Below are 23,414 nucleotides of genomic sequence, written 5' to 3'. Positions count from 1 at the left end.
TCGGAATCCATGCCTTACCAACGAATCTTTACACGTGTCTTGATAACAGCTCTACCTGCTGAAATATCAGCACATCCCTACCCTGCCGAGGCGAAACATCGTCGATGAAACTTTCACCGCAACGCCCTTACCGAACCGGTCTGGCGGCCCCGATGGGAGCTGATCGGGCGAAGATCACCTTGTTGCCGCGGCGACGGACTTCAGGGGACAGTGCGTATTGTTGAATCTTTCATCGATGCCGGTGCACACCGGTCGATAACAGCCGCGCACCGGCCGTTGGTCCCGCGGGGATCGATCAGCCGGGCGCACGCGAAGGCCCCGCCGTGAATCCGGCGGGGCCTTCGACCGGTTCGGTTAGAGGCCGGTCAGTTTGAGCTTGACCTTGTACGAGTGTGAGAGTGCATATGTCCTTCTTGGCGTCAACGCTCCGCGGCCTTCACGGAACGTGGCCTCAGAATTCGCGGAACGTGGCCTCAGAATGGGACGGGCATCGTGAGCGCATCGTGGTCAGTGGGGTAGAACAGGTGCTCCCGGTGCCTTCGAGGGCAACGGCCCGCACTGTCACAGGACCGGCTGTGGCCGGTCCACTCGGTACACGTAGTGCAGCGGGTCGTCAATGGGGTTGTCGGGCTCGATGTTCCCCTCGCCGACCCGTCGCAGGCCCGCCTTCTCCAGCGCCCGCCATGACGCCCGGTTGGCCGCGACCACCGGCACCAGAACGCACGTGGCATCGGCGTAGTCGGACCAGGTGCGCTCGACCATCGAGGCGATCATGAGAGGGCCGAGGCCACACCCGGTCCGCGCCTGGTCACCGATGAGGTAGTCGATGCTCATCGCACCGGCGGGCAGATCGACGACCGGTGACAGCTCGTCCTGGTATTCGGGGTAGTCGGCGAGCCGGCAGCGCTGCACCAGCCCGAGGGGCAGACCGTCGAGCAGGGCGAGGAAGTCCTCCGACGGCTCCTCGCCTCGGGCCGCGGGGCCGAAGTCACGCAGCACCGCCTCGGCCGAGGTCTCATGGTTCCACCATCGAGCCACGTGCGGCTGCTCCAACCAGCGACGCAGCAGAGGAAAGTCGGGCTCGTCGAGCCGGCGCCAGGTGATGGTCATGGGGTCGCTCCTGGGAGGTGCGGCCGGGTCACCAGCTCTATGCGGCAGGTCACGATACGACCGCGGATGATCACTCGGCTACGCGGATCAGTCCGCGCACGTGGCGTACTCGTCGCGCCGCCAGAGCATGACGATCAGCATGAGCGGGAGCATCGCCACGTGGGCGATCATCATCAGGTCCATACCGTCGATGACGTCGAGCCACAGCAGCGGGAACAGCGGCAGCACGGGTGCGAACATGGCGCCGCACATCTCCAGGGTGCGCGCCCAGCCATGGCCGCGGTAGCGCATCCAGACGGCCATGCCGACGGACATGTCGAACGCCATCAACAGATACGCGAGCTCAGGGTCCCGCTCGTACGACAGGCCGAGCCCGACGGCGCCGCGGAGCAGTCCGAGCACCGCCATACCGACGAGCATCGCGAGGACCATCTCAACGTAGTGGCGGGCGAATCGGGGCCAAGAGTGCCGCATCTTCGAAGCTGCTGTCTCCGTCATGGTTGGACTGTGCCGCCCTTCCACCGGTAAGCCAATGATCTTCGGCTTTTGTGTCCGAATAGTTGGGGTCCGTGTCTTCCGCCAGGGAGTAGCCGTACATTCGCGACATGACCGTGCGCCGTGTCATCGTCGTGGGGTACCCCGCCGCGCAGTTGCTCGACATCGCCTGCGTGACGTCCACCTTGGAGAGTGCGAACTGGTTCGGGGCCGTGCCCCCCTACCATGTGCGCCTTGCCACCCCCGGAGGCCACGCCATCACCTGCGCGAGCGGCCTGACGCTGCACTCCCAGGAGGCGCTCGAACAGGTCAAGGGGCCGCTCGACACGATCGTCGTCTCCGGGGGCATCGGGCATGCGGCGGCGGCCGGTAACGCGCTGATCGTCGCCCATGTCCGCCGCCTGGCGCGGGAGAGCCGCCGGATCGCCTCGGTATGCACGGGGGCCGAGGTCCTGGCGGCGACGGGCCTGCTCGACGGGCGGCGCGCCACCACCCACTGGCAGTGGGCGCGGGACCTTGCCGCCAAGTACCCCCGGGTTCTGGTGGATCCTGATCCGATCTTCATACGTGACGGCGACATCGCCACGTCGGCCGGTGTCACCAGCGCCCTGGATCTCACCCTCGCCTTCATCGAGGAGGACAACGGGGCCCAGGTGGCCCGGCAGGTCGCCCGGAACCTCGTCACCTACCTGCAACGACCCGGCAACCAGGCCCAGATGAGCATGTTCACCGCCCCGCCTCCACCCGACAACAGCCTGGTCAAGCGGGTCATCGGTCACATCACCGCCAACCTGGACGGTGATCTGACCACGGCCACGCTGGCGGCCGGCGCGGGGGTGAGCGAACGGCACCTGACCCGGCTGTTCCTGAAGCACGTGGGTTTGACTCCGGGCAGGTTCGTCCGGCAGGCCCGTACAGAGGCCGCCGCCCATCTGCTTACCTCCACTTCCCTGCCGATGGCCGTCGTGGCGGCCCAGTGCGGGTTCGGCGCTGCGGAGACCCTGCGTCAGGCGTTCGTCGGCCGATACGGGGTCTCTCCCTCGCGCTACCGGATGACGCAGTCGTCGACCATGACGTACACCCCGGCGCCTGGCTGACCACCGCCGCAGCCCATGCCGGTGATCGCAGCGAAACGCCCTGGTCGTCCCGGTCAGGGCGTTCTGCGCATGCCGGTGCCAAGCAGCGGCCTAGTGCTTCCCGAAGGAGGCACTTAATTGCGGTTCGCCTATCCGTGTGACAGCCCTGTGCTCCCCGAAGGACGCACTCAGGTGCGGGTGGCCTATCCGTACGTGGGGTGCTGCGGCCAGCCGGGTGGGGAGTCCTCCCAGTCTTCCTGCCGGCCGTACGGGGTCAGGTCGAGGATGCTGTGGACGAAGACGAGCCGGTCGACACCGCGGGAGGTGGTGTTGTACGTCCGGTAGACGTCCTCGCCGTCGCGCAGGAACACGCTGAGCATGAAGCCGCCACCAGCGCCGCAGTCTTCCGCGAACGGTGTGCCGTGCGACGACACGAAGGGCAGTGTCCAGCCCATCTTCGTCTTGTACGCCTCGATCTGGGCGAGCGGCATGTTCGACACGGTCACCCACGTGATCCCACGGTCGGCCAGCATGGCAAGCGCGGCCGGGGGAACGTTGTTCGTGAAGCCGGTGCAGCCTGGGCAGTAGGCGTCTCGCCCGATGTCCATGAACTGATAGATGACCAACTGGTCTCGACCCTCGAACAGATCGAGAAGGGTCTTCGAACCGGCCGGTGTGTCAAAGGTGTACCCGTTGTCGAACTTGACCATCGGGAGGCGGCGGCGCTGCGCGGCCAGCGCGTCCAAGGTGCGGGTGGCTTCCTTCTCGGCCTTGAGCAGCTCATCACGGGCCTGCTGCCACTCCTCGGCCGCGACCATCTTCGGTTTCTCCATCCGCTGATTGTGTCCCATGCCACCGACAGAACATGGGGCCGATGGCCCGCACATGACGACCGGATCTTCGCCGGTCCGGCGCTTTCTCCGGTCGGGTGATCCGTCCGGAACCTCTGCCCCGGCCATCGGCCATCCCGCGTCAGCGTCCGTAGCCGGGGAAGGTCCTGGATGGGGAAACAGGTCACGCACCCGGGATCGATCCAGAGGGGAAACAGGTCCACACACCTGGAATCGACCTGGAACGGGCTCCGGCCGTTCAGCCGTGCCTCGGTCAGCCGGGCGGGCACATCGGAAGGCGGGAGGGAATCGGCGATGACGTCGTGGGCGGAGATCAAGGAGACGCATGCCGGTGTCGTGCTGCTCCTGGGAGATCACGCGTACAAGCTCAAGAAGCCGGTGGACTTCGGCTTCCTGGACTTCACCGACCGGGAGCGCCGGCGGGCCGCCTGCCAGGAGGAGGTGGAGCTGAACCGGCGACTGGCCCCGGATGTGTACGAGGGGGTCGCCGACGTGCTGGGCCCGGACGGGCGGCCCTGTGAACATCTCGTGGTGATGCGGCGCATGCCTCCCGAACGGCGCCTGTCCGCGTTGATCCGTACGGGCACCCCCGTGGAGCCTCACCTGCGCCAGATCGCCCGAATGATCGCGAGCATGCACAGCCGGGCCCGTCACGGACCCGAGATCGACCGTCAGGGAAGCAGGGAGGGGATACGAGCCCGCTGGACCGCGAGCTTCGACCAGGTCCGAGCGCTCCCAGAGAAGATCATTGATGACCAGATGGCGGGTGAGATCGAACGGCTCACGTTCCGGTTCCTCGACGGCCGGGAGCCCCTGTTCGCCACCCGTCTCGACGAGGGCCGGATCGTGGACGGACACGGTGATCTGCTCACCGAGGACATCTTCTGCCTGGACGACGGGCCCCGGATCCTGGACTGCCTGGAGTTCGACGAACGGCTCCGCTTCCTCGACGGCCTGGATGACGCGGCATTCCTGGCCATGGACCTGGAGCGGCTGGGCGTCCCCCGGCTGGCCGAGCTGTTCCTGCACTGGTACGCCGAGTTCTCCGGCGACCCCGCACCACCATCGCTACTGCATCACTATGTCGCCTATCGCGCCTTCGTCCGGGCCAAGGTGGCCTGCCTGCGGCACCAGCAGGGAGATTCGGGTGCGGCATCGGAGGCCCGGGAGCTCGCGCACCTCACGCTCCGCCATCTTCACGCGGGCGCGGTCACCCTGGTCCTCGTGGGAGGACCACCGGGGGCAGGCAAGTCGACGCTGGCCGCCGCCATCGCCGACCATCTGGGGTACACGATGCTGAGCAGTGACCGCGTCCGCAAGGAACTCGCGGGAATCTCGCCCGAACAGGCTGCGCCGGCCCCCTTCGGCGAGGGCATCTACAGCGAGCAGTGGACCCGGCGCACGTATGACGAGCTGTTGTCCCGAGCCGAGAGGCTGCTCCGCCAAGGCGAGCCGGTCATCCTCGACGCGTCCTGGGCTGACGTCACCCACCGGGCAGACGCCGAGCAGGTCGCCCAGCGCACCTGCGCTGACCTGGTGCCCCTGCGCTGCACCGCTCTTCCACAGGTCATGGCCGAGCGGCTGGCTCGTCGTACGGGCGGGATCTCCGACGCCGACCAAGTGATCGCCGAAGCGATGCGGCAGAGAACAGCTCCCTGGCCCGAGGCAATCCAACTCGACACGAGCGCACCCCCGGAGCAGACGCTCGAACGGGCACTCGGAGCCATCCACCCTTCCGCACCCACCGCCCTCTGGCGCTTCCACCGCCCACAAATGGAACCGGACTGATCGCCTAGCTGCCTTGCTGTTGAGGCTGGTCACCTAGCTAGCCGTTGAGGTTGGTGAACTGCTGCTCGCCGTTGAGGCTGATCACCTGCTGCTCGCCGTTGAGGCTGGTGACCCGCTACTCGCCGTTGAGGCTGATCACCTGCTGCTCGCCGTTGAGGCTGGTGACCCGCTGCTCGCCGTTGAGGCTGGTGACCCGCTGCTCGCCGTTGAGGCTGGTGACCCGCTGCTCGCCGTTGAGGCTGGTCAGCTAGCTGCCTGCCGTTGAGGCTGGCTGTTACTGCGGGTGGGCAGCAAATGGGTGCCCCGATCAAACGGGTGCCGGGTGGGCGAACCCCCGATGACCCACAGCCGAGCCATTGCTTGGGTCCGTTCCCTCTTGCGATTGGGCGAGCCCACCGCTGTCGCCATGAGGGGGTACCTCGTCCCTGCCATCGAGGCAGGTCACCTCGCTGCTTGCCGGTAAACCCGGTCACCTCGCTGGTTGCCGTTGAGGCTGAACTAGCTGCTCGCCGTTGAGACTGGCTGTCACTGCGGGTGGGCAGCAAATGGGTGCCCCGATCAAACGGGTGCCGGGTGGGCGAACCCCCGATGACCCACAGCCGAGCCATTGGTCCGATCCGTCCCCACTTGCGATTAGACGTGGGCCACCACTCTGACGTGCTCGGCGTCGTCACTCCGGTGTGGCCCGCGACTCATCCGGCCGGCCCGGTGAACCGCAGCAGGTCGGCGTGGTGCCCTGTCCGCTGGTGGCCGTCCATCGCGGTGGCCTTGCGCCGTGTCCCCGGGGAGGCGTCCGTGCCAGGTCAGGGGAAGGCGATCGAGTGCGATCCGGGTGATGGCGGCGATGTGCATGACGTCGTCACGCGGACAGCTTGGCGACGACGTCACGAGCCTGCGCATCCGCACCCTTGTGAGCGGCGGCACGGTACTCGCGCGCCGCGGGGATGAGATCGGCCATGGCGGGAACCTGCTCGGCCAAGGTGAGCTGCGCCTTGATGAACGTCACGTCGAGGCCGATCGCCTTGCCGAGGACGGTCTCGAGGTACGGCTGCACGAAGTCCCAGCCGTAGCGGGGCGTCCCGGGATCGTAGCCGCCACCGTAGCTCAGGATCACGGTAGCCGGCCGGCCCGCGAGCGGTAGAGGCCCGCCAAGGGTGAACGTGCGTCCGGCCAGCATGATCTGGTCGATCCACGCCTTGAAGGCCGCGGGGATGCCCCAGTTGTACATCGGGACCGCGAACAGGTAGGCGTCGGCGTCGACGACCTGGTTCACGAGCCGTTCCCGTATGGCGAGGGCCTCCGCCTGCGCACGAGTGTGAGCGTCGGTGGGAACGGCCGGGGCCGTGATACCGGCCTCGGCCAGCGGGGGTACGGGTTCCAGACCCAGGTCGAGATGCACGACGGAGCCGTCAGGATGCGCTTCCTGCCAGGCCTTGCGGAAGGTGACCGCGATCTCCTTGGAGACCGAGCCGGCGGACAGCGCGGACGAGTCGACGTGAAGCAGATGTGCCATGACATTGCCCTTCGATGTTCGGAACACAAGACGTTCTAGACGCAATATAGTCTTGTGAGCAGAACATCTGTCAAATCACGCAAAGTAGATCTATTGTGACCATGACCTGCCCAGAAACGCTTCAGGTCCGCTCCAGGGCCGCCGACAAGCGACAGACTCGAAGGGCGACGCGCGGAGCACAACCCGCAGCGCGGGGCCCAGATGGCGACGCAGAAAAGAGAGGACGACACAGAGACGCAAAGCGCCTGAAGACCCAACGCCAGCACAGAGACGACGGCCCGAGGACACGCACTCAGGTGACGCGGTCAAGAGAACGCGGTCAAGAGAACGCGGTCAAGAGAACGCGGTCAAGAGAACGCGGTCAAGAGAACGCGATCAGGGAACAGGATCAAGGCACGCGGTCAGAGGCGCCATCAGGGGACGCGCGTCCACTGATCCAGTTCCCACGCAGTGACGATCTGCCCGTAGGCCGGGATCAGGGGAACGATCTTGGACTCGACCGTTGGGGACGCCGCAGAATCCTCTACCTGCCACCGCTAAGGCGTACAAAGTGGCAGCAAGGAGGCAAACTGGCCGACAGACCGAGAGGGGTCGGTTGAGGTCGGCCTGAGTTAGCGGCGGGTGGTGGAGCGGGTGCGGCGGGGTCTGGGGGTGGGCGCGGGGGTTTCCCCGAGACCAACGTCCTCGACGATCTGGCAGGGGTCGCCCACGGGATCGACCCTGTCGACCTGGGTGGCCAGACGCCTTACCAGGTCACGGAAAGCGTCGCGCTCCGGCTCCCCGAGAGCGGACAGCACGTGATCTTCGACGCGTCGCAGTTGCCGCTGCAGGTCGGCCACGAGGGCATGGCCCTTGTCCGTGGCGATGATGCGCCGTGCTCGCCGGTCGGCCGGGTCGGGCTGACGTTCGATGAGGCCGGCGTGCTCGAGGTCGTCGAGCAGGTACGTCATGACCGTGCGGTCGACGCCGAGCTGCTGGGCGATCGCCAACTGCGTCGCCGGCAGGGCACGAGCGGCCGTGGTGAGCACCTGATAGCCACGGGGCCCGCCAGGCAGGTCGTCCATCACGTAGTTCGCGGCCTTGACATAGGACCGGAATACCACGCCCAGCGCCCAGCCGAGATCGGCGTTCAACGCTTGCGCGCAGGCGTCGTCCCCGGTCGCGGGGATGGGAACATCTGTGGCGCTCATCACCCAATGATAGCCCGTTATGCAGTCTCCAAGAAAAAATAAGTACAAGATATTCTGCATTGCAGACGGTCTCAAGCCAGTGCCATGATCGCAGCCGGTCCGCAGAGTCGTGCCCGGAGATGCCACACCACCCGACCTAGCTCAAGGCAGGTCAGATGGCGCGGCACCGGCCGGCTCGTCGCGCGCGTACGGCGGCGGGGGCCAGGGTCGTCAGAGGATGCGGAGGTTGATGGCGGAGGCCATGGCTCTCATCCCGGCGTCGTTGGGGTGCAGCTTGTCCTCGGCGGCGTAGGCGGGGCGCATCGCGTCGGAGTCCTCGGGGTCGGCGAGGACGCGGTCGAGGTCGACCACCGCGTCGTATTCGCCACCGCTACGGATCCACTGGTTGACCTCGTCGCGCACCGCTTCGTTCTGCACGCTGTAGTACAGGTCGTTGCCCTTGATCGGGGTCAGCGTGGCTCCGATGATCTTGATCTTACGGGCGTGCGCGGCGCGTATGAGTTCCCGGTGCCCCTCGATGATCTGCTCCGCGGTCAACAGGGGCGGCGCGCCACATCCGATGTCGCCGGAGGGGACGATGTCGTTGATACCCTCCAGCACGATCGCGGCGCGCACGCCGGGCTGGTCGAGCGCGTCACGGGTGAACCTCCCCACGCCCTTGTCACCGGCGAAGCAGGGTGAGTCGGTGAGCACCATGTTGCCGTTGATCCCGGCGTTGAGCACGCCGATGGGCTTACCCGCGGCGACAAGCCGCTCGGCCAGCTCGTCCGGATAGCGGTTGTCCGCGTCGGGCGTGGAGATGGCCCCATCGGTGATGGAGTCGCCGAACGCCACCACGGCGCCCCTTGCCGCTTGTGGCCCCCCGGCGACGTCCACGCCGGTCAGGTAGTACCAGGAGTGGCTGGTCCCGCCGGCGTAGGCCTCGGCGCCGTTGTCGAATCGGTGGTCACCGACGGCGCGGTAGGTGGTGGTCAGCCCGCCCTGGTGGAAGGTGGCCGGGCCGGTGGGTTCGGCGAAGTACAGCGTGACCGTCAGCCTCTCCAGAGGCGCGGCCGACAGCGGCACGGCGTCGGAGTTGAGGGTCTGGCCGGGCGGGATCGTCGCGTGCGGCGCGTGGCCGAACGTCAGCGGGAGCATGGTGCCCGGCCGGATCGCCGCGCCGACGCCGGTCTTGGCGATGGTCGCCCCGGTGACCCGCAGCGGCATGGTGCCGTACAGGTTGGACAGGCGGATACGCAGGTGGGAGCCGCCGGTGCTGAGGCGTACGACCTGGCGCACCGACTGGCCGCCGAAACCGTCCATCGACCAGTTGGGGCCGAGCCATTCGTTGCTCGGCATCGGCCACTGCGGAGCGGTCGCCCAACTGCCGCTCCAGGCCTGACCATGGCCACCGCCACGACTCTCGGCAACCGATGGTGAGCGATCCGGTGCGGAGCCGTCGACGGTGGCGGCGGGGATGGCGGTGGCCGACGCCGACCCGACGGGTGTGCCCAGTGCCACGACCATGGCGGTTATCGCCGCGGCGCGGGGCAGACGTGTGCGAAACCGTGATGGGACCACCAGGATGTCCTTTCAACGCTGCGGGAGGAGCACATCCGCTCTGCGGGTGTACCAGAATCGCTGATTCGGCCACGTCTGCGCGAGGGTCTCGAAGATTCCACCAAGGGCCGGCGGATAGGAGGATCAGGCGGTCGTCGTGACGCCGTCGGAGGCGTCCATGTCGAGCCAGATCGGGCGCCAGCCGGCCAGCTCGTGGAAACGGCGCAGTTCGGCGAGGCCGCTGAGCCAGCCGCTCCAAGGGGCGTAGGGCGGGTGCCCGGAATCGAAGCCGCTCTGCACGAAGGTGAGCCGGGTCTTGCCTTCGGACTCCTCCAGTTCCCAGGTGGTGACGCCGAGAGGGCCCCAGTCGACCGACAGCGAGCGCCCGGGAGCCAGGTCGACGATCTTCGCGGGCTCCGAACCGGCGTCGAGACCGCCCATGGCGTAGCGCCCGCCGACGTACGGCTCGATGCCGACGGGGAAACCGAACCACTGGGTGACCTTCTCGGAGTCGGTCAGCGAGTCGAACACCGCCTCGGCCGACGCCGCGATGACGATCTCCTCTCGCAGGTCCGTGGCGGTGTAGTCGCATTTGGGCGTGAGCTCGCGGCCCTCGAGGTGGTCGACCAGGTTGGCCAGGGCCAGCGACCAGAAGGTCTGCAGTAGTCCCAGGACGCTGCCACCGGTCATACCGTCCCGGAAGCTGAAATGAGTCTGCGACAACGTCACAAAGGTCGACTCGGCGCTCTCCTCGGTCAGCCGGAACTCGGTGATGGTCTCCTCGCCGCCCAGCGGCCAGGCGAACCGCAGCGTGTGGTCATCGACGTGCAGCAGGCGCTGGCGCGGCACGTCCCCCTCGGGGGTGTGACGGCCCCAGAACCTGTAAATATGGGGCAGCTCGACCTCTGCGTGCTCGGCCAGCCAGACACGCAAGGCCTCGGCATCGGTGAGAGCGTGGCGCACTTCCTTGACCGGCGCCTGGACGCGGGCACGCAGCATCATCGGTTCACTCACGAGGATCTCCCTTGGGTAGCGGGTCACGGCCGGCCTGAAGGCATCATCACACTTGGGGTCGCCTTAGCGGGTGCTACGCCGCCCTCATGTCGTCCAGAACCTCATCACAAAATCAATTTTGTACGTAAAGCATAGTTTTTTCAATGGCTATGCGAAAGGACGGTGCGGAGGCCACGGCATGGAGTCGCAGGCGTATGGTCAAGGGAGTGGACGGCGCAGGTCACGCGCCCTGAATGCCGGGACAGACGCCGGCGACTCCGAATGCCTCACCACTTGGACGGCGATTCATGGCGGAAACCGAGCCCACGTGCGAGCTTCATCTCCGTTTGACCGGGCAAGCCCATGATCAGATGTTGCGCCTGCACGGTGTCCAGCCCTCCGAGGACGATGTCGCGGCATGGATGCAGGAGGGCGCGGTGATCAGGCTGATGGTCTCCGAGACGGCCGGCAAGCTCCCGCACACCATGCTCGTGAACTTCAGCGCCGTCGTCTTCGCATGGCTGTGCCCGCACAAGTCGTCCAAGGACCTGTCCATCTGAGGCCACGACCGACCTCACTCAAGACCACGACCCACCTCACCGAGACGACGACCGACCCTCTCTCGGATCACGACCGACCTCTCTCAGACGATGACCGATCTCTCTGAGACCATGATCGACAAACCAGATCGCGTTCGCGGACGGAAGGGCACGACCCCGTCAGGGTGAGACGAACCCCTGGTGCAGCCCCCCTATCCGCCCCCTGGGCCGGACGGGAGAACCGTCCCAGAGTTCCCCCTATGACGCGCTATCGCGGCCCCCCGGCATCCCGCCCCGAAAGAGCTTTCCGCCGAGGTCGGCGGGGATTAGCGGACGAGAAGCGTACCGATAACGAGCGGATAGCGACCCCGAATAGCTTCGTCATTGCGAGCAGGAAAACAGCGCAAAACGTGACCACAGGCGAGGGGTCAGCTGAAATGAAGGCGAACATCAAGAACATCACAGCCGCCATGGCAGGCACAGCATCCGCCGATACCACGCACGCCCTCGTCGCCGGGCAGGTCACTTGCCTCACTCATACCCCGGCCGTCCAGCGCGGCAACACTCCTTGGGGCTGATCCCATCGCGCGGCTCGGCGCGCATACGGCCGGAGGGTCCACCTCCGGCCGTGGCGGCGTTTCCGGACCGTTGTTTTCCGCACAGAGAGCGCGCACAGGAAATGCGCCCATCTCTTTCTCGCAAGTACGCCCGGCCCTTCCCCGGCCCGATTTCATGACGATCCGAATTCACATACACAATTCGGCGCGATGACAACTCGCCGGATGGTTCAGGTTCACGTGACAGCCGGATCGACGATCTCACCAGAATGCTTGATGACAAGACGCGAACACGTGCTCCACGGCGGCGGGCCGTGGAGCACGGGCTCAGGTGACGGGCACGATCTCCGCGGTGACGAGCCGGCCTCGTTCGATCTGGAGCAGCCCGATGGTGCCGTGGGGCTGGCGGCGGCGGTCGGTCGGCGAGCCCGGGTTGAAGATGCGCAGGCCGTCCTGGACGTGGTCGAGCGGGATGTGCGAGTGGCCGAAGACCACCAGATCGGCCGCAGGGAAGCGCCGGCGCATGCGGGCCCAGCGTCCCGCGGCAGCGCCGCTGTCGTGGATCATCGCCACCGCCAGCCCCTCCAGGTCCAGCTCCAGCGTCTCGGGCGCCGTCACGTCCGGGCCGTCGTTGTTGCCCTTGACCGCGTGGACGGGAGCGTACGCGGCCAACTCGTCGAGCACCCAGGCCGTGCAGATGTCACCGGCGTGCAAGATGGCGTCGGCTCCGCGCAGCCGCTCGGCCACCCTCGGCGGGCACGCCTTCCAGCGCCGCGGAGCGTGGGTGTCCGCCAGCACCACTACCTTCATGACCTGCCCATGCCCCCCTCCCGGCCTCGCACCCATGTTCTGTGGAAGGCGGCGGACGGCGCTCACCTGAGGGTGGAGGAGACCACCACCGGCTTGCCCGCGCCGAGGAAGAAGATGCCGGGGAAGCCCTTGGTCTCGAAGCCGGCGCTGGGGTTGCGGCGCAGCGTCGAGCGCTCGATGCGCAGGGTGCCCGTACGGTCGTTGCTGACGAAGAAGACGGCGCCGCCGCCCTCCCTGGCGGTGTTGTCCTGGATGATCGAGCCGGCGATGCGCACGGTGAACCGGTTGCCGTCGGTGTAGATCGCCCCGCCGCTGCCACCGCCGGGTGAGCCGCCGCGCGCGGGGTTGGCGCCTCGCCCGATCGCCTTGTTGTAGGTCATGACGCTGTTGAGCACCACCCAGGACACCCCGATGCTGCTCAGCGCGCCGCCGTTGGAGCACACCCCGCCCTGGCCGGAGGCTCCTCCGAAGGTGCTGCGGACGATGTACACCGGCAGGTCGCGTGACTGGTCGAGCACGCGGATGGCGGCCCCGCCGATGTCCGGGCCGGTGGGGTCGCACCGGTTGCGGATGAACCGCGAGTTGACCACCTTGAGCCGGCCCCCGCGTACGAACACCGCGCCACCACCCCCGCCGTCGACCCGCTGCCCGGTGGCGTTTCCGTCGGCGAAGGTCAGATTCTGGATGGTGAGCTTGGGCTGCTCCTGGTCGTTACAGTGCGACGTGGTCCACCCCTGGGCCTTGTCGCAGGTGTTCATGTAGAGAATGCGCCGCTTGCCGGCACCGCTGAGCGTCACCTTGCCGCCGCCGTCCAGGACGACCCGCGCGCTGGCGTTGCGGATCTTCGCGGTGGCCTGCATCGTGATCGTCACGGGCTTCGGCCCGCAGGAGAAGGTGATGACCCCGCCTCTGGCGACCGCCGCGACCACGGCCTGTGAGGTGCAACTCGACGGCGTGCCCCTGCCGATGACGCGCGTCGGGCGCGAGGTGTCGACCGCGCGTGCCTCCACCGGTACGAACGCGCGGCCGTTGGGGTTGCCGGGTGCGGGCACTGCCTGGGTCGCCTCCGATCCCACGTTCGCGCTCCCCCGGGCCGCGCTCCCGGCCGGCGGGTGGGCCGCCGCTCCCCAGGCGGGAACGGCGATTCCTGACAGCAGTGAGGTGACGAGCACAAGACCACGGGTGAGTCGCACGGGCCGATGCTACTGCGACACCACGGGCCACATGGGTGGCTTTCGCCCATTCAATGGGGCTATGCCGTGATCCAGACTTCTCACCGGCAGGTGACGGCGATCCGGTCCCAGGAGTTGTTGGCGTACCCCTTGGGGTTCCACAGGTGGCCGGCGTACTCGGGCTGGGCGGCCCCCGTGGTGTCCCACGCGCGGGCGATGATCGCCGTCTCACCCTCGGGAAGGTCGACGGTGATCCGCCAGTGCTGCCACGCCCATGGGGAGGCGGGCGGATCCAGGGCCGCCTGCAGCCAGCTACGGCCCTCGTCGAGCGAGATGTCCATGCGGGCCACGGTGCGGTCGTCTCCGGCGTAGGCGTAGCCGGTGACCTCGACCGGGCCGGGGGAAACGCGTGCGCCGTCGGCCGGGCGCAGGATGGCGGAGTTGAGCGCGACCGGGCCGAGCGAGATGCCATCGCCGGGCCCCGCCTGCTCGGGATCCGCCTCGGCGGGCAGGATGCGGTAGGCGACGGACTGGAAGTAGCCGCCGGAGGGCTCGGTCTGGGCGGTGACGCGCTGGAGCCACTTGACGCTGCGGGCCCCGATCCAGCCGGGGACCACGACGCGGAGCGGGGCGCCGTGGGCGCGGGGCAGCGCCCGGCCGTTCATCTCCCAGGCGAGCAGCACCTCTCCCGCGGTGGCCTTGGCCACGGGGATGGACGCGCTGTACGGCTCGGGCGGGCCGCCCTGCTCGGAGATGTCCGGAGCGGTGAAGGCGATATGCGCCGCTTCGGGACGCAGACCTGCGAAGGCCAGGACGTCGGCGAGGCTCACCCCGGCCCAGCTCGCGGTGGAGGTGGCGCCCGGCCCCCATGGGTCCTCGCCGGGGATGTCCCGCACCCGGAGGAATCCGGCACGGCGGTTGCCGGCGCACTGCAGCGTGGCGACCACGGTCCGCTCGGGGAAGTTCCCGCGCAGGTCGTCGAGGGAGAGCGTCAGCGGCCGGTCGACCAGGCCGTCGACCACGAGACGCCAGGCCGTGACGTCCAGGTCCGGGATGGCGCCGTGGTTGCGGCCGTAGAAGGTGTCGAGCGGAGTGAGGGCATGGCAGGCCAGCGCGCCCGGCGGCGGCTCGGCGTTGTAGGGCTGGACACGATGCACGACCATGTCATCCCGTTTATCCCAAATCGGCACGTTATTCCGATTACCCACCGCCTGGTGTGACGACACCTAGGAGTGCGCCTGGACGAGCTGCCGCTCCGCGTCGGCGAGGTAACTTTCGAGCAGCCGCTCGGCGCCCGGGGTGTCACCCGACTCGATGAGCTGGAGGATGTCGCGGTTGCGCGCCAGGTAGGGCTCGTGGAAGGCGCGGGGGTTCTTCATCGCGAGAAAGCTCAGGCGGAGCTCGGCCAGCACCTGGCGCATCATCTCGTCGAGCCGGGAGCTGCCCGCCAGCTCGACGATGGCCTGGTGGAAGCGCATGTTGGCGGTGCCGACGGCCTCCCAGCGCTGCTCGTCGGCCGCGATCCCGGCGGTCCGGACCGCGTCGCGCAGGCCGGCGAGCCCCTTCTCGGAGGGAGGGACGGCGTGGCGGATCGCGGCGCACTCGACGAGGCGCCGGAGACGGTAGAGGTCGACGACGTCGTCCGCGGTGAGCCGACGGACGAACACGCCGCGGTTGAGCTCGTGGGCCAGCAGCCCTTCGTGGGACAGGAGGCGGAACGCCTCACGCAGCGTGTTCCGCGAGACGCGGAGGGCCGTGCCGATGGACTCCTCCGACAGCCGGGTGCCCGGCTCGAACATGCCCTCGGTGATGTGCTCGCGCAGGATGGCGGCCACACGCTCGGCGGTGCTGGTGCGGCCGAGCAGGACACGATCCTCCGCGAGACGCTCGGTCGCGCCACCGTCCATCACGACCGCCAACCCCTTCGTCATGCCGGCAGAGGAACCAGCAGAGGAAAATGTTAACACAAGGCTATTGTGAGATCGTTCAACGATCCTTATGTTGAATGAGTTGGCTCGACCGGGAGCCAAGAGACGCTCGGGGGGCACCACCCGGCCTGCCGGTCCGGTGTCGTCTCACTGTCCGGCAGATATGGCAACGAGGTGCGCCATGACGACATCGTCCACGCCTGAACCAGCCGTCGACCTCTCCCAGGAACAGCACGACCGGACCCGCTTCGCCTGGTACTCCACGCTCGGCCCGAAGGGACGCAAGGCCTTCACCGGGGCCTTCCTCGGCTACAGCCTCGACTCCTACGACTTCTGGGTGCTTCCCCTCGGCCTGGTGGCCATAGCGGCGACCTTCGGCCTCGGCACGGGCCAGACCGGCCTGCTCGCCACCGCGACGCTGGTTTGCTCCGCGCTCGGCGGCATCGTCGCCGGTGTCCTGGCGGACCGCATCGGCCGGGCGCGGACGCTCATGGTCACCGTCACCACGTACGCCCTCTTCACCGCCCTGTGCGGCATCGCGCCGAACTACGAGACCCTTCTCGTCTTCCGGGCACTGCAGGGTCTCGGCTTCGGCGGCGAGTGGGCCGCCGGGGCCATCCTGGTCGCCGAGTACGCCTCCGCCCGTCACCGGGGCCGGGCGGTGGCGATGATCCAGAGTTCCTGGGCGATCGGATGGGGCCTGGCGGTCCTTGCGTACACGTTGGTGTTCGAACTGGTCGACCAGGATCTCGCATGGCGGGTGCTGTTCTTCACCGGTGCCCTGCCCGCGCTGCTCGTGATCTACGTACGGCGCAACGTGACCGACGCGCCCATCTTCACCGAAGGGCGCAAGGAGGCCGAACGCGTCTCGGTCCTCGCCGTCTTCAGGGGCGGCCTGCTCCGTACGACCCTGTTCGCGACGCTGCTCGCCACCGGGGTCCAGGGGGGCTACTACACGCTGGCGACGTGGGTGCCCACCTATCTCAAGACCGAGCGCGGCCTGTCGGTGATCGGGACGGGGGGCTACCTGACCTTCCTCATCACCGGGGCGTTCTGCGGCTACCTGACCGGGGGCCACTTCACCGACAAGATCGGGCGCAAGAAGACGTTCGCCACCTTCTCCCTGCTCAGCGGCGCGCTCATCCTGCTGTACACGCAGCTTCCCGCCGATGCCAACCAGTACGTCATGTTCCTCGGGTTCCCCCTCGGGTTCTGCTCCTCGGCCATCTTCTCGGGGTTCGGCGCGTTCCTCTCCGAGCTGTATCCGAGCCACATCCGCGGCACCGGCCAGGGCTTCACCTACAACGTGGGACGTGGCGTCGGCGCCTTCTTTCCCACGATCATCGGATACCTTGCCACGACCTACAGCGTGGGCGGCGCGATGGCGTTCGGCGCCCTGGCGTACGGGATCGCCGTCGTGGCCCTGCTGGGCCTGCCGGAGACCCGCGCCCGGCAGCTCTCCTGAACCACACCGCTTTCCGGACCACACCGCAGTCGGGAACCACACCGCTTTCTGAACACACCGCAGTCGGCAACCACACCGCTTTCTGAACACACCGCACAAGGACATGGGAGCCCATCGTGTCTCGCCTGACCAGAACGATCGACCTCAACTCCGACCTCGGAGAGGGGTTCGGCCGATGGGAGCTCGGCGACGACGAGGCGTTGCTGTCGATAGTCACCAGCGCCAACGTCGCCTGCGGATTCCACGCGGGGGATCCGACGATCATGCGGCGGACGTGTGAGGCGGCGGTCGCGCGCGGCGTGGCGATCGGCGCGCAGGTGGGCTACCGGGACCTGGCGGGCTTCGGGCGGCGTTTCATCGAGGTGCCGCCCGACGCGCTCGCCGACGACATCGTCTACCAGATCGGCGCCCTGGACGCCTTCGCGCGCCTCGCGGGCGGCAGGGTGGGTTACGTCAAGCCGCACGGCGCCCTGTACAACGCGATCGTGCACCACGCGAGGCAGGCGGAGGCCGTCGTGGCCGCCGTCCGCGCGTACGACCCCGGCCTGCCGGTGCTTGGGCTGCCCGGCTCGGAGTGGCTGCGCCGGGCCGAGCTGGCCGGGCTGACCACCGTCACCGAGTGCTTCGCCGACCGCGCCTACACCCCGCAGGGCACGCTCGTGCCGCGTGGTGACCCCGGCGCGGTGCTGCACGACCCTGACGAGGTGGCCGAGCGCTGCCTGCGCATGGCGCGGGGCGAGCCGATCGAGGCCGTCGACGGCACCCCCCTGCTGGTGCAGGCGGCGTCGATCTGCGTACACGGCGACAGCCCGGGCGCGGTCGCCATGGCCCAACGGATCCGGACGACGCTCGCCGCGGCCGGCGTCGAGCTCGCACCGTTCACCGGCGGCCCGGAAACCGCGCGGGGCGACGCCTCGTCATCCGGGACCAGCGGACACGCGGTGACGCAGGGCGACGACGCCTCGTCATCCGGGACCAGCGGACACGCGGTGACGTGGGCCGAGGAGGACCGGTGAACCCGCGGTTCCTGCGGTGCGGTGACAGCGCGCTGCTGGTGGAGGTGGACGACGTCGGAGAGGTGGTCGCGCTCTACGAGGCGCTCACCGCCCACCCGCCGCAGGGGGTCACCGACATCCTTCCGGCCGCCCGCACCGTGATGCTGCGTTTCGAGCGGCCCGCCCAGCACGACACGGTGCGGTCCGCCGTGCTGAGCACCCGCCCGGCTACGGGGTCGCGGTCCGAAGCGGGCGAGGTGACGATCCCGGTCGTGTACGACGGCGCCGACCTGGCCGACGTGGCGGCGCTGACCGGGCTGTCCGAGCATGAGGTGGTGGACGCGCACACCGGGACACCCTGGACCGTGGCGTTCTCCGGGTTCGCCCCCGGCTTCGGGTACCTCGTCGGTGGCGACCCCCGGCTGGACGTGCCCCGCAGGACCGAGTCGCGCGTCCGCGTGCCGGCCGGATCGGTGGCGCTGGCGGCGGGGTTCAGCGCGGTCTATCCCCGCGAGTCGCCGGGCGGGTGGCAGCTCATCGGCCATGCCGACGTCGAGGTGTGGGACGTCACCGCCGATCCACCCGCCCTGTTGCGCCCCGGCATGCGGGTACGGTTCGCGGAGGCGCGGCGCGCGTGAACCGGGAAGATGCATGGAGATGGGCGTGACCGAACCGGCGAGTCGGCCGGAACCAGGTGACACCGGACCGGAAAGTCGGCCCGAGCCGGACGTGGCCGGGCCGGGAAGTCGGCCCGAGCCGGGCGTGACCGGGCCGGGGAGTCCGGGCGTGGCCGGGTGGGGGAGGTGGCTGGAGGTGCTGGCCACGGGTCCGCTGGCGACCGTGCAGGACCTTGGGCGTCCCGGCCGCGGCGACCTCGGCGTGGGCCGCTCCGGCGCGGCGGACCGGGGCGCGTTGCGGCTGGCCAACCGGCTGCTGGCCAACCCCGAAGGCGCGGCCGCCCTGGAGGTCACCCTGGGCGGGTTGAAGGTGCGTGCGCACGGCGATCTGATCATCGCGCTCGCCGGGGCGCCGTGCCCGGCAACGGTGACCGATGCCGCAGGGCGTACGCGCGGCATCGGCCACCAGTCCGTGGAGAGCCTGCCCGATGGGGCGACGCTACGGCTGCGCGTGCCGAAGCGCGGGCTGCGCACGTACGTGGCGGTCCGGGGCGGGCTGGACGTGCCGGAGGTGCTGGGCTCACGGGCCACCGACATCATGGCCGGGCTGGGCCCGGAGCGGCCGGCACCCGGTGCCGTCCTGCCGGTCGGGCCGCCGCCCGCGAGCTTTCCGGTCGTCGACCTCGCGCCGGTGCCCCAGTCGCACCCCGGCGAGCCCGTCCTGGAGATCCTGCCGGGACCGCGCGACGACTGGTTCACCGCCGAGGCGCTGAAGGTGCTGTGCTCGGAGCCGTACGAGGTGACCGCCGACAGCAACCGGGTCGGTATGCGGCTGGACGGGCCGTGTCTGGAGCGGGTGAGGCAGGAGGAGCTGCCCCCGGAGGGGATGGTGCCCGGAGCGCTCCAGGTGCCGCCTTCCGGACGGCCCACGCTCTTCCTCGCCGACCATCCGGTCACGGGTGGCTATCCGGTGATCGCGGTGGTGTGCACACGCGACGTGGACCGCGCGGCGCAGCTACGCCCCGGGCAGCGCATCCGCTTCCGGCGGGCACCGGGGTGAGGGAACGCCGGGAGACAGCGGGTGAGATCTCACAGGCAGGGCTAGCGCATCGGCTTCCGGCGGGCACTGAGGTGAGGTAACGCCGGGGGACGGCGAATGAGTATTCGCAGGCAGGCTACGGAGAAGGGAACGAGATGCCGCAGACCATAGTGAATCCGGCTCGCCTGACGCCGCCAGAGGCGCGCGCTCTCTTCCGCGAGGGTCTCGTGACGCCCACCTCCGGCTGGTCGGCCGGGTGGACGCAGGCCAACCTGATCGCGCTGCCGAAGGAGCAGGCGTACGACTTCCTGGTGTTCGCGCAGCGCAACCCGCGACCGTGCCCGGTGCTGGACGTGACCGAGCCCGGCGAGTTCGCCGCGTCCCTGTTCGGCGGCGACCTGCGTACCGACCTTCCCGGCTACCGCGTCTACCGGGACGGGGAGCAGGTGGCCGAGGTGCCCGACGTGCTCTCGTACTGGCGCGACGACCTCGTCTGCTTCCTCGTCGGCTGCAGCTTCACCTTCGAGGCCGCCCTGCTGGACGCCGGAGTGCCGGTGCGGCACATCGAGGCCGGGACCAACGTACCCATGTACCGCACGAACCGGGACTGCCGCCCGGCAGGCGAGCTGTCCGGACCCATGGTCGTCTCCATGCGTCCCGTACCCGCCGAGCTGGTGGCGACGGCGGTGCGCATCACCTCCCGCTACCCCGCGGTGCACGGCGCCCCGGTCCATGTGGGCGATCCGGGGGCGCTCGGTATCGACGACCTCGACCGGCCCGACTTCGGCGACCCGGTGGAGGTGCGCGCGGGAGAGCTGCCCGTCTTCTGGGCCTGCGGGGTGACACCGCAGGCCGCGGTGATGCGGTCGCGTCCGCCGTTCGCGATCGGTCACGCCCCCGGGCACATGGCCATCACCGACGCCCGCGACAGCGCGTACCAGGTGCCCTGAACCGCCGTCGCGCCCGGCGGGGTTCCACCGGGCGCAACGCCGTCAGGCGGGGTTCCACCGGGCACGACGCAGTCAGGCGGTGTTCGCCGGGCGCGACGGCGTCCGGCGGGGTTCTACGTGTCGAGCCAGGGGAAGCCGGCCGCGTAGGTCATCTGGGCGAGCAGCCGCTGGCCGTTGGTGTTGGGGTGGAAGTAGTCCCAGGTGCTGATGTCGGACAACGCGAAGGGATAGCCGAACACGGCGCCCCCGTCGTACCGGCAGGTCGCCTGCTCACCGCACACACGAGCAAGCACCGCGTTGAAGTCGGCGACGCGCTGGCGCACCCGGTCACGCCTCTGGACGTCCGCGGTGTCGGTGGACCGTGGACGGACGAGCAACGACTGGCAGATGCCGAAGGCCGCCCATGCCGTGCGTGCCGACGAGCTGTCCTTACCGACCTCCCACAACCGCTTGACGTCGGGGATGCTCGCCACGAAGATCGCCGCGCTGGGCAGTCCCGTGGTGAGCGTCTGCATCGCCGCACGGAACCTGGACTCGAAGTCGGCCACCGAGGTCATGGACGACTCCGACGACGTGCAGGCGTCGTTGGCCCCGATGAGGATCGTCACGTAGCCGACGCCCTGGGAGACGGCCTGCTGCGCCTGTCCCTGCATGTCCGCGACCTTGGCCCCCGACCTGCCGTCGTTGTAGGCCACAAGCGAGGGGTTGGCCGCGCGCAGGCGCAGGTAGTGGCTGTTCACTGTGGTGCTCGAACCGGTGGACCAGGACCGTGAGGTGCAGTCGACGTAGAAACCGCAGGCGTTGAAACCCCGGGTGATGGAGTCACCCATCGATGCCATGGAGCTGGGGACCTGTGCGGCGTCCGCCGCGGCCGGCGGGGACAGGAAGGGGAACGCGGCTGCTAGGAGAAGGACGAGGGAGAGGGTGCGGCGACGGATTTCCAAGCTGGCCTCCTGGGGTGCTCCCCCGATCAGCTTTTGTTGCTCAGAATGTCGGCCGGATCAGCTCGATTTACAAGCTCACATTACAAGTTACTGACCTGTTGGTAATATGCGGCGGCTCCGCGGTGAGGCATGACCCTCCCCCGCTGACCGGGCGCGGACGTGAGCCTTACGCTGGCACTCGACAGGTGGCTCCCGTTTCCGGCGCAGGAGGGCTGAGTGGGCGACGCGTTCCCCGCCGACGGCCCGGTGGGGCTGGTGGAGGCCCTGGCCGACGTGTCGGCGATCGGGCCGTACTTCGCGGTCTCCACCGATCCGGGCGGCGAGAACGACCCCCTCTGGCGGCCGCTCAGCGAGCTGTCCTCCGACACCGATGCCCTGCGTGCGAAGGTCACGGACTTCGAACGGCGTCTCGGCACCGGCGAGAGCCGGGTGGCGGCGTCGATCCTGTTCCAGGGGCTGGCGGCGCGGCTGTGGTCTCCGGTCGTCGGCGCCGTCACCGCTCATGGCCTGCTGCCCGTCGCGGCTCCGGCGCACCTGCGCTGGCGGCCGGTCCCGACCGGCCCGCTTCCCCTGTGGACGCCCCGGACGGCGGGCTGGGCGTCGGTGTCCGGGGCCGAGCCGGGCGAGGTGGCCGTGCTGGTGCACCACGCCGTCGTGACGGAGTTGCTGGAGCCGATGGAGAGGGCCATCCAGAACATCACCAAGATCGCCCCGAGTCTGCTGTGGGGTAACGCCGCCTCCGCGCTCGCCGGAACGCTCAGGACCCTCCCGGTCGCGCGACCCGACCTCGCCCCCCGAGCGGCGCGGCTGATCCGCGAGGTGCTGCGGCTCGGCGAACTAGCGGGGACCGGCGAGCTCGCCGAGCCCGCGCCTGGCCAGTACTTCTTCGTCCGCACCAGTTGCTGCCTCTACTACCGCGTCCCCGGCGGGGGCATGTGCGACGACTGCGCCCTGCTGGCCCCCGAGAGCCGCGACGCCCAGTGGGCACAGGCCGTAAGACGGACGTGAAGGACTTCCCAGCGCCCCGCGACACCAATGAGGAGACTCGCGACACATGACCCCGCCGCAGGATGATCTCGGCCTTCCCGTCCGGCCGCCCGGTGAGGTGCGCCGGGTCGTGTCGCTGGTGCCCTCGCTCACGGAATCGGTCGCCGCCACGGCGCCGGACATGCTGGTCGGGGCCACCGACTGGTGCTCCCACCCGCCCGGCCTGGAGGTGACGCGGGTGCGCGGCACCAAGAACCCGGACGTGGCCGCCATCGTGGCCCTACGGCCCGACCTGGTGCTGGCCAACGAGGAGGAGAACCAGGTCGCCGACCTCGACGCGCTGCGGGCGGCCGGCGTGCCCGTCTGGGTCACGGTCATCCGTACGCTGGACGACGCGTTCGGGTCGCTGCGGCGGATGTTCGGCACCGCCTTGGGGCTGCCCGAGCCCGAGTGGCTCGCCGCCGCCGAGCGGGCGTGGGACGCCGACCTGGCCCGGGACGTCCGCCGGGCCGTGATCCCGGTCTGGCGCAAGCCGTGGATGGTCGTGGGCCGTGACACCTTCACCGGCGACGTGCTCCTGCGCCTTGGCGTCCAGAACGTCTACGCCGGTCACGCGGAGCGCTATCCCCGGATCCCGCTGCCCGAACTGCTCGGCACCCGCCCCGATCTCGTCGTGCTGCCGGACGAGCCCTACCGGTTCACGCCCGTCGACGGCCCCGGCTTCTTCCCCGGCATCCCGGCCGCGCTCGTGAGCGGCCGGCACCTGACGTGGTACGGCCCCTCGCTCACCGAAGCTCCCCAAGTACTGGCAGAAGCGCTACGAGTCGCAAGGGCATCACCGGCCTGACCTGCCATA

23 protein-coding genes are annotated in these 23,414 nt (G+C 69.0%); 11 read left to right on the top strand and 12 right to left on the bottom strand.

Annotated features, from left to right (window positions below):
• Positions 1-561: 561 nt before the first annotated feature.
• Together ABD810_RS16075 and ABD810_RS16070 are read right to left on the bottom strand one after the other, a co-directional pair.
• On the bottom strand, positions 562-1,110 hold the full coding sequence (locus ABD810_RS16075; RefSeq protein WP_344939834.1) for a GNAT family N-acetyltransferase: 549 nt from the start codon (positions 1,108-1,110) through the stop codon (positions 562-564).
• 87 nt (positions 1,111-1,197) lie between these two features.
• Complete coding sequence (locus tag ABD810_RS16070) at positions 1,198-1,530, bottom strand: hypothetical protein (RefSeq protein WP_344939831.1); 333 nt, start codon at positions 1,528-1,530, stop codon at positions 1,198-1,200.
• A 185-nt stretch (positions 1,531-1,715) separates the two neighbouring features.
• On the opposite strand from ABD810_RS16070, the gene ABD810_RS16065 reads away from it, so the two are divergent.
• On the top strand, positions 1,716-2,702 hold the full coding sequence (locus ABD810_RS16065) for a GlxA family transcriptional regulator (protein ID WP_344939829.1): 987 nt from the start codon (positions 1,716-1,718) through the stop codon (positions 2,700-2,702).
• A 182-nt stretch (positions 2,703-2,884) separates the two neighbouring features.
• Here the strand turns inward: ABD810_RS16065 and ABD810_RS16060 are convergent, their stop codons facing one another.
• Complete coding sequence (locus ABD810_RS16060) at positions 2,885-3,514, bottom strand: DUF899 domain-containing protein (protein ID WP_344939827.1); 630 nt, start codon at positions 3,512-3,514, stop codon at positions 2,885-2,887.
• A gap of 312 nt (positions 3,515-3,826) precedes the next feature.
• On the opposite strand from ABD810_RS16060, the gene ABD810_RS16055 reads away from it, so the two are divergent.
• Both ABD810_RS16055 and ABD810_RS16050 read left to right on the top strand, forming a co-directional pair.
• A complete protein-coding gene (locus ABD810_RS16055; protein ID WP_344939820.1) occupies positions 3,827-5,320 on the top strand; it encodes a bifunctional aminoglycoside phosphotransferase/ATP-binding protein in 1,494 nt (497 codons plus the stop codon).
• 71 nt (positions 5,321-5,391) lie between these two features.
• Positions 5,392-5,571, top strand: coding sequence for a hypothetical protein (locus ABD810_RS16050; RefSeq protein WP_344939816.1), 180 nt, complete (start codon positions 5,392-5,394; stop codon positions 5,569-5,571).
• 608 nt (positions 5,572-6,179) lie between these two features.
• Here ABD810_RS16050 and ABD810_RS16045 read toward each other — a convergent pair.
• The 4 genes from ABD810_RS16045 to ABD810_RS16030 all read right to left on the bottom strand — a co-directional run bounded on the left by ABD810_RS16045 (position 6,180) and on the right by ABD810_RS16030 (position 10,576).
• A complete protein-coding gene (locus ABD810_RS16045) occupies positions 6,180-6,833 on the bottom strand; it encodes an FMN-dependent NADH-azoreductase (RefSeq protein WP_344939810.1) in 654 nt (217 codons plus the stop codon).
• Between the two features lie 611 nt (positions 6,834-7,444).
• Complete coding sequence (locus tag ABD810_RS16040; RefSeq protein WP_344939808.1) at positions 7,445-8,023, bottom strand: MarR family winged helix-turn-helix transcriptional regulator; 579 nt, start codon at positions 8,021-8,023, stop codon at positions 7,445-7,447.
• A 210-nt stretch (positions 8,024-8,233) separates the two neighbouring features.
• Positions 8,234-9,583 carry an SGNH/GDSL hydrolase family protein gene (locus ABD810_RS16035; protein ID WP_344939805.1) on the bottom strand — a complete coding sequence of 450 codons (1,350 nt, stop codon included), beginning with the start codon at positions 9,581-9,583 and terminating at the stop codon, positions 8,234-8,236.
• Between the two features lie 123 nt (positions 9,584-9,706).
• Positions 9,707-10,576: an SRPBCC family protein gene (locus ABD810_RS16030; protein WP_344939802.1), complete on the bottom strand. Its 870-nt coding sequence runs from the start codon at positions 10,574-10,576 to the stop codon at positions 9,707-9,709.
• A 350-nt stretch (positions 10,577-10,926) separates the two neighbouring features.
• Between ABD810_RS16030 and ABD810_RS16025 the strand changes: the two genes are divergently transcribed.
• Positions 10,927-11,115: a hypothetical protein gene (locus ABD810_RS16025; protein WP_344939800.1), complete on the top strand. Its 189-nt coding sequence runs from the start codon at positions 10,927-10,929 to the stop codon at positions 11,113-11,115.
• An 863-nt stretch (positions 11,116-11,978) separates the two neighbouring features.
• On the opposite strand, the gene ABD810_RS16020 is transcribed toward ABD810_RS16025, so the two are convergent.
• From ABD810_RS16020 to ABD810_RS16005, 4 genes are all read right to left on the bottom strand, one after another.
• Entirely contained in the window at positions 11,979-12,461 is a 483-nt protein-coding gene (locus ABD810_RS16020) for a metallophosphoesterase family protein (RefSeq protein WP_344939797.1), read from the bottom strand.
• Between the two features lie 62 nt (positions 12,462-12,523).
• Complete coding sequence (locus ABD810_RS16015) at positions 12,524-13,654, bottom strand: hypothetical protein (RefSeq protein ID WP_344939795.1); 1,131 nt, start codon at positions 13,652-13,654, stop codon at positions 12,524-12,526.
• A gap of 80 nt (positions 13,655-13,734) precedes the next feature.
• A complete protein-coding gene (locus tag ABD810_RS16010; protein WP_344939793.1) occupies positions 13,735-14,796 on the bottom strand; it encodes a sulfite oxidase in 1,062 nt (353 codons plus the stop codon).
• A 63-nt stretch (positions 14,797-14,859) separates the two neighbouring features.
• Positions 14,860-15,564, bottom strand: a complete 705-nt coding sequence (locus ABD810_RS16005; protein WP_344939791.1) for a GntR family transcriptional regulator — start codon at positions 15,562-15,564, stop codon at positions 14,860-14,862.
• Positions 15,565-15,742: 178 nt separating this feature from the next.
• Between ABD810_RS16005 and ABD810_RS16000 the strand changes: the two genes are divergently transcribed.
• The 5 genes from ABD810_RS16000 (at position 15,743) to ABD810_RS15980 (ending at position 20,627) form a co-directional block, all read left to right on the top strand.
• Positions 15,743-17,026 carry an MFS transporter gene (locus ABD810_RS16000; RefSeq protein WP_344939789.1) on the top strand — a complete coding sequence of 428 codons (1,284 nt, stop codon included), beginning with the start codon at positions 15,743-15,745 and terminating at the stop codon, positions 17,024-17,026.
• 116 nt (positions 17,027-17,142) lie between these two features.
• On the top strand, positions 17,143-18,042 hold the full coding sequence (locus ABD810_RS15995; protein WP_344939787.1) for a LamB/YcsF family protein: 900 nt from the start codon (positions 17,143-17,145) through the stop codon (positions 18,040-18,042).
• On the top strand, positions 18,039-18,659 hold the full coding sequence (locus ABD810_RS15990) for a 5-oxoprolinase subunit B family protein (protein WP_344939785.1): 621 nt from the start codon (positions 18,039-18,041) through the stop codon (positions 18,657-18,659). The genes ABD810_RS15995 and ABD810_RS15990 overlap by 4 nt, the downstream gene beginning before the upstream one ends.
• Before the next feature lie 91 nt (positions 18,660-18,750).
• Positions 18,751-19,698, top strand: coding sequence for a 5-oxoprolinase subunit C family protein (locus ABD810_RS15985; protein WP_425566906.1), 948 nt, complete (start codon positions 18,751-18,753; stop codon positions 19,696-19,698).
• 134 nt (positions 19,699-19,832) lie between these two features.
• Positions 19,833-20,627 (top strand): putative hydro-lyase, encoded by a 795-nt coding sequence (locus ABD810_RS15980; RefSeq protein ID WP_344939781.1) that lies wholly within the window; start codon positions 19,833-19,835, stop codon positions 20,625-20,627.
• Positions 20,628-20,740: 113 nt separating this feature from the next.
• Here ABD810_RS15980 and ABD810_RS15975 read toward each other — a convergent pair whose 3' ends face one another.
• Positions 20,741-21,571 carry an SGNH/GDSL hydrolase family protein gene (locus ABD810_RS15975; RefSeq protein ID WP_344939779.1) on the bottom strand — a complete coding sequence of 277 codons (831 nt, stop codon included), beginning with the start codon at positions 21,569-21,571 and terminating at the stop codon, positions 20,741-20,743.
• 216 nt (positions 21,572-21,787) lie between these two features.
• Between ABD810_RS15975 and ABD810_RS15970 the strand changes: the two genes are divergently transcribed.
• Both ABD810_RS15970 and ABD810_RS15965 read left to right on the top strand, forming a co-directional pair.
• On the top strand, positions 21,788-22,579 hold the full coding sequence (locus ABD810_RS15970) for a (2Fe-2S)-binding protein (RefSeq protein WP_344939777.1): 792 nt from the start codon (positions 21,788-21,790) through the stop codon (positions 22,577-22,579).
• A gap of 46 nt (positions 22,580-22,625) precedes the next feature.
• Positions 22,626-23,405 carry a helical backbone metal receptor gene (locus ABD810_RS15965; protein ID WP_344939775.1) on the top strand — a complete coding sequence of 260 codons (780 nt, stop codon included), beginning with the start codon at positions 22,626-22,628 and terminating at the stop codon, positions 23,403-23,405.
• Positions 23,406-23,414: the final 9 nt, after the last annotated feature.

Source organism: Sphaerisporangium flaviroseum (assembly GCF_039537005.1).
In the GTDB taxonomy this organism is placed as follows: Bacteria; Actinomycetota; Actinomycetes; order Streptosporangiales; family Streptosporangiaceae; genus Sphaerisporangium; species Sphaerisporangium flaviroseum.
This window is presented reverse-complemented; position numbering and strand designations above follow the sequence as displayed.